Raw genomic sequence first — 17,277 nt, forward strand, 5'->3', positions numbered from 1 at the left:
AATATCCTATCTATTTATATAAATATATCCTGTTTCTTGTTTTAAAAAGTTATTACTGTTTATGTATTCTATAACATAATAATATGTTCCTACGGGTAATTCATTATTTTTTGAAATGGTAGTTCGTCCGTTACTAAATCCTTTAAAAAATTCTGATCCAGGTTGCTCATAACTATCTTCTTCAAATACTACAACCCCCCATCTATTATATATCCTTAAAGTATTAGTAGGAAAATCACTTAACCCAATAATTCGAAATTCATCATTCATTCCATCTCCGTTAGGACTTATACCAGTGAAAATGGCTAAATCATCTTTTATTGGAATACGAGTGATTGTTTCATCTTCTGGATCTCCATCATCATCAAGATCTATATCTGTAGTATCAGATCTATCATCTGATAAATCAATCACATCATTACCATTTAAATCTTGCCCAATAACCATTGCTTGATTAGAAACTGTACCTCGAACAATATCATCTTCTGTTAGTTCATATTGCCCCGTAAAAGCCGTTGTGTTTTCTTCTCCTGCGACTAAATCGATTGGGCCTCCAATTATTCTAATACCAGGTAAGGGATCTGAAAGAATTATATTTGTAATATCGATATTTCCAGTATTCTCTACTGTAAAAGTATATCGAATTTCATCCCCTGCATTTGGAAGATCGTCATTATTTGCATCAACGTATATTCCCGTTTTTCTTAAATCTAAATTTGCAATACTAGCATTAATCACGGTAATTGTTATTGTAGCATCATCACAAACAACAGGTTCTGCTATACTACATAATGTATAAGTAATACTGTAATTACCAGATGGAGTATTAGGTAAGACCAGTACTTCTCCTGTTAAAACATCAAGACTAACATTATCGTTTGGATTAGTATCTACTATCGAAGTAATTTCAACATCTACTCCTAACATAACACTATTACCATTAAGGAGATCATTATCATCTACTACATTAATAGAGTTCCCACCTATATCTCCAGTTACACTAACATTATCATCATTAGCAATTACAACATTATTTAATACTTCTACGTTAAAAGTACATGTAATTGCATTTCCCGCTCCATCTACCACTTCGAATGTATTTGTTGTTATTCCTATCGGAAAAGCTGAACCAGATGGTAAACCTGCTATTTGATTTATAGTGATTACTGAGCAATTATCTGTACCTATAGGAGAAGCATATGTAATTACTGCTGTAGATAATCCTGAATCAACATTCTGTGTGATATCTTCTGGACATGTTATTATTGGATCAATCGTATCATTAATGGTAATGATCTGAGTAACATTGATGCTGTTCCCTGCTCCATCCGTAACACTATAGGTTCGGGTGATCTCTTCTGGATTACTGTTCCCATCACTCACATCACTTACAAAAGCTACCGTAGCCGTACCACAATTGTCTGCCTCATCTGTGACTACTGCGATATCTGGCGCTGGTGCACTACATTGGGCATTGATTGCTGCGGGATTACTGGCAGTAGGATCAGTCGTATCATTAATGGTAATGGTTTGCGTAACATTGATACTGTTTCCTGCTCCATCCGTAACACTATAGGTTCGGGTGATCTCTTCTGGATTACTGTTCCCATCACTCACATCATTCACAAAAGCAACCGTAGCCGTACCACAGTTATCCGCCTCATCAGTCACTACTGTCACATCGGGTGTAGGTGCACTACATTGTGTATTGATTGCTGTGGGATTACTGGCAGTAGGGTTGGTTGTATCATTAATGGTAATGATCTGAGTCACATTGATACTGTTCCCTGCGCCATCCGTAACACTATAGGTTCGAGTGATCTCTTCTGGATTACTGTTCCCATCACTCACATCACTTACAAAAGCTACTGTAGCCGTACCACAATTGTCTGCCTCATCAGTCACTACAGTCACATCGGGTGCGGGTGCAGCACATTGTGCATTGATTGCTGCCGGATTACTAGCGGTAGGGTTGGTTGTATCATTAATGGTAATGGTTTGAGTTACATTGATACTGTTCCCAGCGCCATCCGTAACACTATAGGTTCGGATGATCTCTTCCGGATTACTGTTTCCATCACTCACATCACTGACAAAAGCTACTGTAGCCGCACCACAGTTATCCGCCTCATCAGTAACTACAGTCACATCGGGTGCGGGTGCACTACATTGGGCATTGATTGCTGCCGGATTACTAGCGGTAGGATCAGTTGTATCATTAATGGTAATGGTTTGGGTAACATTGATGCTGTTCCCTGCTCCATCGGTAACACTATAGGTTCGGGTGATCTCTTCCGGATTGCTGTTCCCATCACTCACATCACTTACAAAAGCTACTGTAGCCGTACCACAATTGTCTGCCTCATCAGTCACTACAGTCACATCGGGTGTAGGTGCACTACATTGTGTATTGATTGCTGTGGGATTACTAGCGGTAGGGTTGGTTGTATCATTAATGGTAATGGTTTGAGTTACATTGATACTGTTCCCAGCGCCATCCGTAACACTATAGGTTCGGATGATCTCTTCTGGATTACTGTTTCCATCACTCACATCACTGACAAAAGCTACTGTAGCCGCACCACAGTTATCCGCCTCATCAGTAACTACAGTCACATCGGGTGCGGGTGCACTACATTGGGCATTGATTGCTGCCGGATTACTAGCGGTAGGATCAGTTGTATCATTAATGGTAATAGTTTGGGTAACATTGATACTGTTCCCTGCGCCATCCGTAACACTATAGGTTCGGGTGATCTCTTCTGGATTACTGTTCCCATCACTCACATCACTGACAAAAGCTACTGTAGGCGTACCACAATTGTCTGCCTCATCAGTCACTACAGTAATATCAGGTGCAGGTGCACTACATTGTGCATTGATTGCTGCGGGATTACTAGCGGTAGGGTTGGTTGTATCATTAATGGTAATGATCTGAGTCACATTGATACTGTTCCCTGCGCCATCCGTAACACTATAAGTTCGGGTGATCTCTTCCGGATTACTGTTCCCATCACTCACATCACTGACAAAAGCAACCGTAGCCGTACCACAATTGTCTGCCTCATCAGTCACTACAGTCACATCGGGTGCAGGTGCAGTACATTGGGCATTGATTGCTGCCGGATTACTAGCGGTAGGATCAGTTGTATCATTAATGGTAATGGTTTGGGTAACATTGATGCTGTTCCCAGCGCCATCCGTAACACTATAGGTTCGGGTGATCTCTTCTGGATTACTGTTCCCATCACTCACATCACTGACAAAAGCAACCGTAGCCGTACCACAGTTATCTGCTTCATCAGTCACTACAGTCACATCGGGTGCAGGTGCAGCACATTGTGCATTGATTGCTGCGGGATTACTAGCGGTAGGATCAGTCGTATCATTAATGGTAATGGTTTGGGTAACATTGATACTGTTCCCTGCGCCATCCGTAACACTATAGGTTCGGGTGATCTCTTCTGGATTACTGTTCCCATCACTCACATCACTGACAAATGCAATCGTAGCCGTACCACAGTTATCTGCCTCATCAGTAACTACAGTCACATCGGGTGCGGGTGCAGCACATTGTGCATTGATTGCTGTGGGATTACTAGCGGTAGGATCAGTTGTATCATTAATGGTAATGGTTTGGGTAACATTGATGCTGTTCCCTGCGCCATCGGTAACACTATAGGTTCTGGTAATCTCTTCTGGATTACTGTTCCCATCACTCACATCACTCACAAAAGCAACCGTAGCCGTACCACAATTATCTGCCTCATCAGTCACTACTGTCACATCAGGTGTAGGTGCAGCACATTGTGCAGTAATCGGTGATGGATTACTAGCGGTAGGATCAGTTGTATCATTAATGGTAATGGTTTGGGTAACATTGATACTGTTCCCTGCGCCATCCGTAACACTATAGGTTCGGGTGATAACTCCTAGACTAGTATTTACATCACTGACAAAAGCAACCGTAGGCGTACCACAGTTATCTGCTTCATCTGTGACGACAGTCACATCGGGTACAGGAGCACTACACTGTTCATTGATTGCTGCCGGATTACTAGCAGTAGGATTAGTTGTATCATTAATGGTAATAGTTTGGGTAACATTGATGCTGTTTCCTGCTCCATCGGTAACACTATAGGTTCGGATGATCTCTTCCGGATTGCTGTTCCCATCACTCACATCACTGACAAAAGCAACCGTAGCCGTACCACAATTGTCCGCCTCATCAGTCACTACAGTCACATCGGGTGTAGGTGCAGCACATTGTGCATTGATTGCTGCGGGATTACTCGCTGTAGGGTTGGTTGTATCGTTGATGGTAATGACCTGAGTAACATTGATGCTGTTTCCTGCTCCATCGGTAACACTATAAGTTCGGGTGATCTCTTCTGGATTACTGTTCCCATCACTCACATCACTTACAAATGCAACCGTAGGGGTACCACAGTTATCTGCCTCATCAGTCACTACTGTCACATCGGGTGCAGGTGCAGCACATTGTACATTGATTGCTGCGGGATTACTAGCGGTAGGGTTGGTTGTATCATTAATGGTAATGATCTGAGTCACATTGATGCTGTTCCCTGCGGCATCCGTAACACTATAGGTTCGGGTGATCTCTTCCGGATTGCTGTTCCCATCACTCACATCACTGACAAAAGCTACTGTAGTCGTACCACAGTTATCTGCCTCATCAGTCACTACTGTCACATCAGGTGTAGGTGCAGCACATTGTGCATTGATTGCTGCCGGATTACTCGCGGTAGGATCAGTTGTATCATTAATGGTAATGATCTGAGTAACATTGATGCTGTTCCCTGCGCCATCCGTAACACTATAGGTTCGGGTGATCTCTTCTGGATTGCTATTCCCATCACTCACATCACTGACAAAAGCTACTGTAGCCGTACCACAGTTATCTGCCTCATCAGTCACTACAGTCACATCTGGTGTAGGTGCAGCACATTGTGCATTGATTGCTGCCGGATTACTCGCGGTAGGATCAGTTGTATCATTAATGGTAATGATCTGAGTAACATTGATGCTGTTCCCAGCGCCATCGGTAACACTATAGGTTCGGGTGATCTCTTCTGGATTGCTATTCCCATCACTCACATCACTGACAAAAGCTACTGTAGCCGTACCACAGTTATCTGCCTCATCAGTCACTACAGTCACATCTGGTGTAGGTGCAGCACATTGTGCATTGATTGCTGCGGGATTACTAGCTGTAGGGTTGGTTGTATCATTAATGGTAATGATCTGAGTAACATTGATGCTGTTCCCTGCGGCATCCGTAACACTATAGGTTCGGGTGATCTCTTCTGGATTACTATTCCCATCACTCACATCACTGACAAAAGCTACTGTAGCCGTACCACAATTGTCTGCCTCATCAGTCACTACTGTCACATCGGGTGTAGGTGCACTACATTGGGCACTAATCGGGGATGGATTACTAGCGGTAGGGTTGGTTGTATCATTAATGGTAATGGTTTGGGTAACATTGATACTATTCCCTGCGCCATCGGTAACACTATAGGTTCGGGTAATCTCTTCTGGATTACTGTTCCCATCACTCACATCACTTACAAAAGCAACCGTAGCCGTACCACAATTGTCTGCCTCATCAGTAACTACAGTCACATCGGGTGCAGGTGCACTACATTGTACATTGATTGCTGCGGGATTACTAGCGGTAGGATCAGTTGTATCATTAATGGTAATGGTTTGGGTAACATTGATACTGTTCCCTGCGCCATCGGTAACACTATAGGTTCGGGTGATCTCTTCTGGATTACTGTTCCCATCACTCACATCATTCACAAAAGCAACCGTAGCCGTACCACAATTGTCTGCCTCATCAGTCACTACAGTAATATCAGGTGCAGGTGCAGCACATTGTGCAGTAATTGCTGCCGGATTACTAGCGGTAGGATCAGTCGTATCATTAATGGTAATGGTTTGGGTAACATTGATGCTGTTCCCAGCGCCATCGGTAACACTATAGGTTCGGGTGATCTCTTCTGGATTACTGTTCCCATCACTCACATCATTCACAAAAGCAACCGTAGCCGTACCACAATTGTCTGCCTCATCTGTGACTACTGTAATATCTGGCGCTGGTGAACTACACTGTGTACTAATCGGGGATGGATTACTAGCAGTAGGATCAGTTGTATCATTAATGGTAATAGTTTGGGTAACATTGATGCTGTTTCCTGCTCCATCGGTAACACTATAGGTTCGGGTAATCTCTTCTGGATTACTGTTCCCATCACTCACATCACTGACAAAAGCAACCGTAGCCGTACCACAGTTATCTGCCTCATCAGTCACTACTGTCACATCGGGTGTAGGTGCAGCACATTGTACATTGATTGCTGCGGGATTACTAGCGGTAGGGTTGGTTGTATCATTAATGGTAATAGTTTGGGTAACATTGATACTGTTCCCAGCGCCATCGGTAACACTATAGGTTCGGGTGATCTCTTCTGGATTACTGTTCCCATCACTCACATCACTGACAAAAGCAACCGTAGCCGTACCACAGTTATCTGCCTCATCAGTCACTACAGTCACATCGGGTGCAGGTGCAGCACATTGTACAGTAATTGCTGCGGGATTACTAGCCGTAGGGTTGGTTGTATCATTAATGGTAATGGTTTGGGTCACATTGATGCTGTTTCCTGCGCCATCGGTAACACTATAGGTTCGGGTGATCTCTTCCGGATTACTGTTCCCATCACTCACATCACTTACAAAAGCTACTGTAGCCGTACCACAGTTATCTGCCTCATCAGTCACTACTGTCACATCAGGTGCAGGTGCACTACATTGGGCAGTAATCGGTGATGGATTACTAGCGGTAGGATCAGTTGTATCATTAATGGTAATGGTTTGGGTAACATTGATACTGTTCCCTGCGCCATCGGTAACACTATAGGTTCGGGTGATCTCTTCCGGATTACTGTTCCCATCACTCACATCACTGACAAAAGCTACTGTAGGGGTACCACAATTGTCTGCCTCATCTGTGACTACTGTGATATCTGGCGCTGGTGCACTACACTGTGCACTAATCGGGGATGGATTACTAGCAGTAGGATCAGTCGTATCATTAATGGTAATGATTTGGGTAACATTGATACTGTTCCCTGCGCCATCGGTAACACTATAGGTTCGGGTGATCTCTTCTGGATTACTGTTCCCATCACTCACATCATTCACAAAAGCAACCGTAGCCGTACCACAATTGTCTGCCTCATCAGTCACTACAGTCACATCGGGTGTAGGTGCAGCACATTGTGCATTGATTGCTGCCGGATTACTAGCGGTAGGATCAGTTGTATCATTAATGGTAATGATCTGAGTAACATTGATGCTGTTCCCTGCGACATCCGTAACACTATAGGTTCGGGCGATCTCTTCTGGATTACTGTTCCCATCACTCACATCACTGACAAAAGCTACCGTAGCCGTACCACAATTGTCTGCCTCATCAGTCACTACAGTCACATCGGGTGCAGGAGCACTACATTGCGCATTGATTGCTGCGGGATTACTCGCTGTAGGGTTGGTTGTATCATTAATGGTAATGATCTGAGTCACATTGATGCTGTTCCCTGCGCCATCGGTAACACTATAGGTTCGGGTGATCTCTTCCGGATTACTGTTCCCATCACTCACATCATTCACAAAAGCAACCGTAGCCGTACCACAATTGTCTGCCTCATCAGTCACTACAGTCACATCGGGTGTAGGTGCAGCACATTGTGCATTGATTGCTGCGGGATTACTAGCGGTAGGATCAGTCGTATCATTAATGGTAATGATCTGAGTCACATTGATACTGTTCCCTGCGCCATCCGTAACACTATAGGTTCGGATAATCTCTTCCGGATTACTGTTCCCATCACTCACATCACTGACAAAAGCTACTGTAGCCGTACCACAGTTATCTGCCTCATCAGTCACTACAGTCACATCGGGTGCGGGTGCAGCACATTGTGCATTGATTGCTGTGGGATTACTAGCGGTAGGATCAGTTGTATCATTAATGGTAATGATCTGAGTAACATTGATGCTGTTCCCTGCGCCATCGGTAACACTATAGGTTCTGGTAATCTCTTCTGGATTGCTGTTCCCATCACTCACATCACTGACAAATGCAACCGTAGGGGTACCACAATTGTCTGCCTCATCAGTCACTACAGTCACATCGGGTGCAGGTGCACTACATTGTACATTGATTGCTGCCGGATTACTAGCGGTAGGATCAGTTGTATCATTAATGGTAATGGTTTGGGTAACATTGATACTGTTCCCTGCACCATCCGTAACACTATAGGTTCTAGTGATCTCTTCCGGATTGCTGTTCCCATCACTTACATCACTGACAAAAGCAACCGTAGGGGTACCACAATTGTCTGCCTCATCAGTCACTACAGTCACATCGGGTGCAGGTGCAGCACATTGCGCATTGATTGCTGTGGGATTACTAGCGGTAGGATCAGTTGTATCATTAATGGTAATGATCTGAGTAACATTGATGCTGTTCCCTGCTCCATCCGTAACACTATAGGTTCGGGTGATCTCTTCTGGATTACTGTTCCCATCACTCACATCATTGACAAAAGCTACCGTAGCCGTACCACAATTGTCTGCCTCATCTGTGACTACTGCGATATCTGGCGCTGGTGCACTACATTGGGCATTGATTGCTGCGGGATTACTGGCAGTAGGATCAGTCGTATCATTAATGGTAATGGTTTGCGTAACATTGATACTGTTTCCTGCTCCATCCGTAACACTATAGGTTCGGGTGATCTCTTCCGGATTACTGTTCCCATCACTCACATCACTTACAAAAGCTACTGTAGCCGTACCACAGTTATCCGCCTCATCAGTCACTACTGTCACATCGGGTGTAGGTGCACTACATTGTGTATTGATTGCTGTGGGATTACTGGCAGTAGGGTTGGTTGTATCATTAATGGTAATGATCTGAGTAACATTGATACTGTTCCCTGCGCCATCCGTAACACTATAGGTTCGGGTGATCTCTTCTGGATTACTGTTCCCATCACTCACATCACTTACAAAAGCTACTGTAGCCGTACCACAATTGTCTGCCTCATCAGTCACTACAGTCACATCGGGTGTAGGTGCAGCACATTGTGCATTGATTGCTGCCGGATTACTCGCTGTAGGGTTGGTTGTATCATTAATGGTAATGGTTTGAGTTACATTGATACTGTTCCCTGCGCCATCCGTAACACTATAGGTTCGGATAATCTCTTCCGGATTACTGTTCCCATCACTCACATCACTTACAAATGCAACCGTAGGGGTACCACAATTATCTGCCTCATCAGTCACTACAGTCACATCGGGTGCAGGTGCAGCACATTGCGCATTGATTGCTGTGGGATTACTAGCGGTAGGATCAGTTGTATCATTAATGGTAATGATCTGAGTAACATTGATGCTGTTCCCTGCTCCATCCGTAACACTATAGGTTCGGGTGATCTCTTCTGGATTACTGTTCCCATCACTCACATCATTGACAAAAGCTACCGTAGCCGTACCACAATTGTCTGCCTCATCTGTGACTACTGCGATATCTGGCGCTGGTGCACTACATTGGGCATTGATTGCTGCGGGATTACTGGCAGTAGGATCAGTCGTATCATTAATGGTAATGGTTTGCGTAACATTGATACTGTTTCCTGCTCCATCCGTAACACTATAGGTTCGGGTGATCTCTTCCGGATTACTGTTCCCATCACTCACATCACTTACAAAAGCTACTGTAGCCGTACCACAGTTATCCGCCTCATCAGTCACTACTGTCACATCGGGTGTAGGTGCACTACATTGTGTATTGATTGCTGTGGGATTACTGGCAGTAGGGTTGGTTGTATCATTAATGGTAATGATCTGAGTAACATTGATACTGTTCCCTGCGCCATCCGTAACACTATAGGTTCGGGTGATCTCTTCTGGATTACTGTTCCCATCACTCACATCACTTACAAAAGCTACTGTAGCCGTACCACAATTGTCTGCCTCATCAGTCACTACAGTCACATCGGGTGTAGGTGCAGCACATTGTGCATTGATTGCTGCCGGATTACTCGCTGTAGGGTTGGTTGTATCATTAATGGTAATGGTTTGAGTTACATTGATACTGTTCCCAGCGCCATCCGTAACACTATAGGTTCGGATGATCTCTTCTGGATTACTGTTTCCATCACTCACATCACTGACAAAAGCTACTGTAGCCGCACCACAGTTATCCGCCTCATCAGTCACTACAGTCACATCGGGTGCGGGTGCACTACATTGGGCATTGATTGCTGCCGGATTACTAGCGGTAGGATCAGTTGTATCATTAATGGTAATAGTTTGGGTAACATTGATACTGTTCCCTGCGCCATCCGTAACACTATAGGTTCGGGTGATCTCTTCTGGATTACTGTTCCCATCACTCACATCACTGACAAAAGCTACTGTAGGCGTACCACAATTGTCTGCCTCATCAGTCACTACAGTAATATCAGGTGCAGGTGCACTACATTGTGCATTGATTGCTGCGGGATTACTAGCGGTAGGATCAGTCGTATCATTAATGGTAATGGTTTGGGTAACATTGATACTGTTCCCTGCGCCATCCGTAACACTATAGGTTCGGGTGATCTCTTCTGGATTACTGTTCCCATCACTCACATCACTGACAAATGCAATCGTAGCCGTACCACAGTTATCTGCCTCATCAGTAACTACAGTCACATCGGGTGCGGGTGCAGCACATTGTGCATTGATTGCTGTGGGATTACTAGCGGTAGGATCAGTTGTATCATTAATGGTAATGGTTTGGGTAACATTGATGCTGTTCCCTGCGCCATCGGTAACACTATAGGTTCTGGTAATCTCTTCTGGATTACTGTTCCCATCACTCACATCACTCACAAAAGCAACCGTAGCCGTACCACAATTATCTGCCTCATCAGTCACTACAGTAATATCAGGTGCAGGTGCAGCACATTGTGCAGTAATTGCTGCCGGATTACTAGCGGTAGGATCAGTCGTATCATTAATGGTAATGGTTTGGGTAACATTGATGCTGTTCCCAGCGCCATCGGTAACACTATAGGTTCGGGTGATCTCTTCTGGATTACTGTTCCCATCACTCACATCATTCACAAAAGCAACCGTAGCCGTACCACAGTTATCTGCCTCATCAGTAACTACAGTCACATCGGGTGTAGGTGCAGCACATTGTGCATTGATTGCTGCGGGATTACTAGCAGTAGGGTTGGTTGTATCATTAATGGTAATGGTTTGGGTAACATTGATGCTGTTCCCTGCGCCATCCGTAACACTATAGGTTCGGGTGATCTCTTCCGGATTACTGTTCCCATCACTCACATCACTTACAAAAGCAACCGTAGGCGTACCACAATTGTCTGCCTCATCTGTGACTACTGTAATATCTGGCGCTGGTGAACTACACTGTGTACTAATCGGGGATGGATTACTAGCAGTAGGATTAGTTGTATCATTAATGGTAATAGTTTGGGTAACATTGATGCTGTTTCCTGCTCCATCGGTAACACTATAGGTTCGGATGATCTCTTCCGGATTGCTGTTCCCATCACTCACATCACTGACAAAAGCAACCGTAGCCGTACCACAATTGTCCGCCTCATCAGTCACTACAGTCACATCGGGTGTAGGTGCAGCACATTGTGCATTGATTGCTGCGGGATTACTCGCTGTAGGGTTGGTTGTATCGTTGATGGTAATGACCTGAGTAACATTGATGCTGTTTCCTGCTCCATCGGTAACACTATAAGTTCGGGTGATCTCTTCTGGATTACTGTTCCCATCACTCACATCACTTACAAATGCAACCGTAGGGGTACCACAGTTATCTGCCTCATCAGTCACTACTGTCACATCGGGTGCAGGTGCAGCACATTGTACATTGATTGCTGCGGGATTACTAGCGGTAGGGTTGGTTGTATCATTAATGGTAATGATCTGAGTCACATTGATGCTGTTCCCAGCGCCATCCGTAACACTATAGGTTCGGGTGATCTCTTCCGGGTTACTGTTCCCATCACTCACATCACTGACAAAAGCTACTGTAGGGGTACCACAATTGTCTGCCTCATCTGTGACTACTGTAATATCTGGCGCTGGTGAACTACACTGTGCACTAATCGGTGATGGATTACTAGCGGTAGGATCAGTTGTATCATTAATGGTAATGGTTTGGGTAACATTGATGCTGTTCCCAGCGCCATCCGTAACACTATAGGTTCGGGTGATCTCTTCTGGATTACTGTTCCCATCACTCACATCACTGACAAATGCAATCGTAGCCGTACCACAGTTATCTGCCTCATCAGTAACTACAGTCACATCGGGTGTAGGTGCACTACATTGGGCACTAATCGGGGATGGATTACTAGCGGTAGGGTTGGTTGTATCATTAATTGTAATGGTTTGGGTAACATTGATGCTGTTTCCTGCGGCATCCGTAACACTATAGGTTCGGGTAATCTCTTCTGGATTACTGTTCCCATCACTCACATCACTTACAAATGCAACCGTAGCCGTACCACAGTTATCTGCCTCATCAGTCACTACTGTCACATCGGGTGCGGGTGCACTACATTGCGCATTGATTGCTGTGGGATTACTAGCGGTAGGATCAGTTGTATCATTAATGGTAATGGTTTGGGTCACATTGATACTATTCCCTGCGGCATCCGTAACACTATAGGTTCGGGTGATCTCTTCTGGATTGCTGTTCCCATCACTCACATCACTTACAAAAGCTACTGTAGGGGTACCACAATTGTCTGCTTCATCAGTGACTACAGTAATATCAGGTACAGGTGCACTACATTGTGCACTAATCGGGGATGGATTACTAGCGGTAGGATCAGTTGTATCATTAATGGTAATGGTTTGGGTCACATTGATACTGTTCCCTGCGCCATCCGTAACACTATAGGTTCGGGTAATCTCTTCTGGATTACTGTTCCCATCACTCACATCACTGACAAAAGCTACTGTAGGGGTACCACAATTATCTGCCTCATCAGTCACTACAGTCACATCGGGTGTAGGTGCAGCACATTGTGCATTGATTGCTGCGGGATTACTCGCTGTAGGGTTGGTTGTATCATTAATTGTAATGGTTTGAGTTACATTGATGCTGTTCCCTGCGGCATCCGTAACACTATAGGTTCGGGTGATCTCTTCTGGATTGCTGTTCCCATCACTCACATCACTTACAAATGCAACCGTAGCCGTACCACAGTTATCTGCCTCATCAGTCACTACTGTCACATCGGGTGCGGGTGCACTACATTGCGCATTGATTGCTGTGGGATTACTAGCGGTAGGATCAGTTGTATCATTAATGGTAATGGTTTGGGTCACATTGATACTATTCCCTGCGGCATCCGTAACACTATAGGTTCGGGTGATCTCTTCTGGATTGCTGTTCCCATCACTCACATCACTTACAAAAGCTACTGTAGGGGTACCACAATTGTCTGCTTCATCAGTGACTACAGTAATATCAGGTACAGGTGCACTACATTGTGCAGTAATTGCTGCGGGATTACTCGCTGTAGGATCAGTAATGTCTTCAACTGTAAGCTCTACTTCGTTAGAGGTAAGGATAGTACATAGATATGAGGAACTAGAAACTACAACTCTATATCTATTACCATTAGCAGCTGTAGTAGCATTAGTAATAGTTAATGTACCTGTTGTTACTGTACTGTGTATTCCTGTATTAGTTAAATTATCCCAAGTAGCTCCATTAAATAATTGCCACTGATATGTATTTGCATTCGAAGTTATAACTGTAAATGTAGTATTAGTATTTGGACAAATACTTGAATTAGAAGGTTGCGTTGTAATTGATGGTGCTGTACCGGGAGTAGTGACGTTGACATTTGTTCCCGTATATCCATCGCTTCCTGAAGTAACAATTCCATTTCCGTTAACCGTAAGCCCACTACCAAATGTACCATTCCCTAAAAGTCCATTGTTATCACCATCAGTAAATCCAGCTTCAATAACATCATTACAACCATCATTATCACTATCTAATTCTAAAAAATTATCGTTACTATCAGTATCACTATCAGCAACTGTATAATTTATAACACCACTATCCTCACCTCCAGGTGCTTGAACAGCATCAGGGATTCCATCTGTTCCTACTGAACCAGATACTACCCCATTAATATGTGTTTGATTATGACCTGCTTCAACCGCATCATAAATACCATCATTATCTGAATCTAAATCCAAATGATTAGGAATGCCATCTTGGTCTTGATCAAAAGTATTATCTAAACTATCACATATACCATCAGCATTTCCGTCCATACAAGAAGGTGCTCCTCCACTACCATTATTATTGGCATCCTCATAATTTAGTATTCCATCATTGTCTGCATCTGCTGAAGGATCAACCCCCAATTCATTCTCTAAGATATCGGTGATACCATCATTATCATCATCTTGATCAACCTCATCAGGACTATTATCATTATCTGTATCTAATGTTCCTGTAATTGTTATTATTAAATCTGCAGTAGCTGTATTTAAAACACCATCTATTATTGTATAAGGTGTAGTATCTATTAATGTAGCTCCTACAGCAAGAGCTACAACTGCAGGATTAGTTTGATCTAACACATAGGTATATGAACCATCTGCATTAATAGTCAAAAAACCATAGTCGGTAGGTATAGCATTTCCTATATTTACTGGATCACCGTCAACTGAAAATAAAGACACGACGCTATCGCCTTGCCAAAATATATCTGAGACTCCGGCTATTTGCCCTCCAGGATCAGCATCTGTGGCATTGGGACCATAGTTATAAGAAATTACCAATTGATCAATAGGGGCTTGAAATGCTACATTAATATTACCTGTTGCATCTGCCTCGACCGCTGTACCTGTTCCATAGTATGTATCAGCGCCTGCTTCTACTATTCCCCCTGTTCTAATAAAATTGTAATTTACTGGTGTTGGAGAGCCTCCTGAAAAACCTTGAATTGTTATTTGATCTTGCCAAGCAGTTCCCTGTGAATAATCAATATCTGTTACTAAAAAACCGACATTAAAGACTTCTTGATCAAAATCTATTACTAATTGTGTATCTGACACTGGATTTGTTGCGGGATCAATATTAAATAACAAATATCCTGTATGCCCTCCATTCGTTAGGGTATTTTGAGAGGTTTGATTAAACGCATTACCTGCTCCACTTGGATCTAATGAAGTAAAATCTAAATCTACTCCATTAATAGTTCTTGTTAAACCGGTCACCGTAGCACCATTAGCAAATTCGTTTTCCCAAATTAACCTAGATAGTGGTCTGTCTACTAAATCTTGGCCATTAATTCCATCACCTTCTATTACATTGCCTGTTGCTGTATTAACAACTCCAACACTAACATTATTGGCATCATTTATTGCTATTGGGGGATCATCCACCCCGTCTATCGTAATTGTTAAGATACCATAGTCAATTCTACCTGTTAAATCTTCTACTGTATACGCAATAATATCGTCTAAAGATGTAGTACTTGTTAGCCCAGCCACTGCAGGACTACTTGTATTCACCGTATAAGAATACGAACCATCTGATTGAATAGTTATAGAACCATATAAAGTAGTATATGTAGTACCCACAGCAGCTGGAAATACATTTACTTCTGATACAGATAATACTTCTCCTGGTGTACTGTCTATATCATTGGTAAGAATATTTCCTGTAATTGCTACAACTGCATCGGCATCTACATTATCGGCATCATCAACTGCTACAGGGTTATGTCTCCAAACTCTAATAAATGTATTTGCGCTTCCTGTAGCTCCACCACTATCTGTTATAGTAACGGTAACAGTTCTGACCCCTTCTGTATACGAGTTATTTAAATCTCCATAAAATAATGTGGCCATAAAGTTTTCAAACACCGTATTAGGAATCGGCAATCCATTAGCTTCAGTAATTGTAAAATTAGTACCTCCCGTTTGAGCAAATGTTAATACAGTACTACCAAAAGTATAATTTACAGCTTTATCAGCACCATTAAAAAAGTAAAAATTAGTGCCATTAAATGGGGGTATTGCAAATAATTCCTGCGGATCTATTGTACCTGCTATACTTATAGTTGCGCTAGCAATATTACCATCGTCTGATGTAACCGATTCATTTTGAGAAACTCTATAAACTAAACCATTAGTAGGTTGAACAAAAAAACTATAATCATTACCAACAGTGTTTCCGTCTAAATCAATAGTTGGTGCAGCTAAAAATGCTCTTGTTCGACTTTTAAAAGAAGACCTAGAAATGCCATTATCATGTATATAATTAGGAAAAAATAGATTTGCTCCACCGGCATCGATTTGTTCGTTAAGATATAGTGATTTTGGATCATCTATTCCTTGAATTTTGGTATCTATGTTTTGCGCATAGGATAGTTTTGGATAAAAAAAGAGGCTTAAAAATAAGATTACCAAAAGTATAGAGTTCCTAGTATTATATCTTGGACTTACATTTTTTCTTCTTTTAAATGGCGGGGTATATTTATTTTTATTTACTATTTCTAGGTGTCGCATATTTGCACTTTTAAAAAGATGATCGTTTTACTTTATTCAATTTATTTTGACGCTGCTAATGCGAGTTAATAGAATCCCAGAGAGAATCGATTAATTATGCTATAACTAGTAATTTCAGTTAATACATTGCCCTTAGAAACTGAAGCATAGTTTAGATCTGATAGTATTCGAAAATTGTAGATTTTTTTTTGTCGATCACAACACTTTTTAAAAAAGTATTGGATTAATACTAATTTGTACTCTAGTAATGATAAAAGTTTTTTAATCCCAAATCGTACATGTTTTTTTCGGGATACTAATTGACATACCTTCTTAGTTGAACATAAGAAGATATCATAATCCTCTCCTACAAAAGTTGGAGAATAGAAGATATAGTTAACCATAAGCAGGTAATTTAGATTGCTATTTTTGTTCTATTACATACGCTATACAGAGTACATAATTCATAACATTTTGACGTGCATTCTTTCTTAATCAATACTACCTGAACAGCATAAAATTTTATATAAAAAATTATAAAAGACATTCACTTCTAAAGGGTAATTAGAAAGTTTAAAATGTTTTTTTACTGTTTCTAAAGTCTTATTGACCAAGCATACCTGT

Annotated in this window: 1 protein-coding gene; it reads right to left on the minus strand. The window is 42.4% G+C overall.

Annotated elements, in window-relative coordinates:
- Window positions 1-6 precede the first annotated feature (6 nt).
- Complete coding sequence (locus D1816_RS08720) at window positions 7-16,674, minus strand: gliding motility-associated C-terminal domain-containing protein (RefSeq protein ID WP_118502283.1); 16,668 nt, start codon at window positions 16,672-16,674, stop codon at window positions 7-9.
- Window positions 16,675-17,277 lie beyond the last annotated feature (603 nt).

The organism is Aquimarina sp. AD10 (assembly GCF_003443715.1).
Classification (GTDB): Bacteria; Bacteroidota; Bacteroidia; order Flavobacteriales; family Flavobacteriaceae; genus Aquimarina; species Aquimarina aggregata.

Bases quoted from the DNA above. Each gene is read 5' to 3' on its own strand.
- D1816_RS08720 (WP_118502283.1), bottom strand. From the start codon at position 16,674: ATGCGACACCTAGAAATAGTAAATAAAAATAAATATACCCCGCCATTT.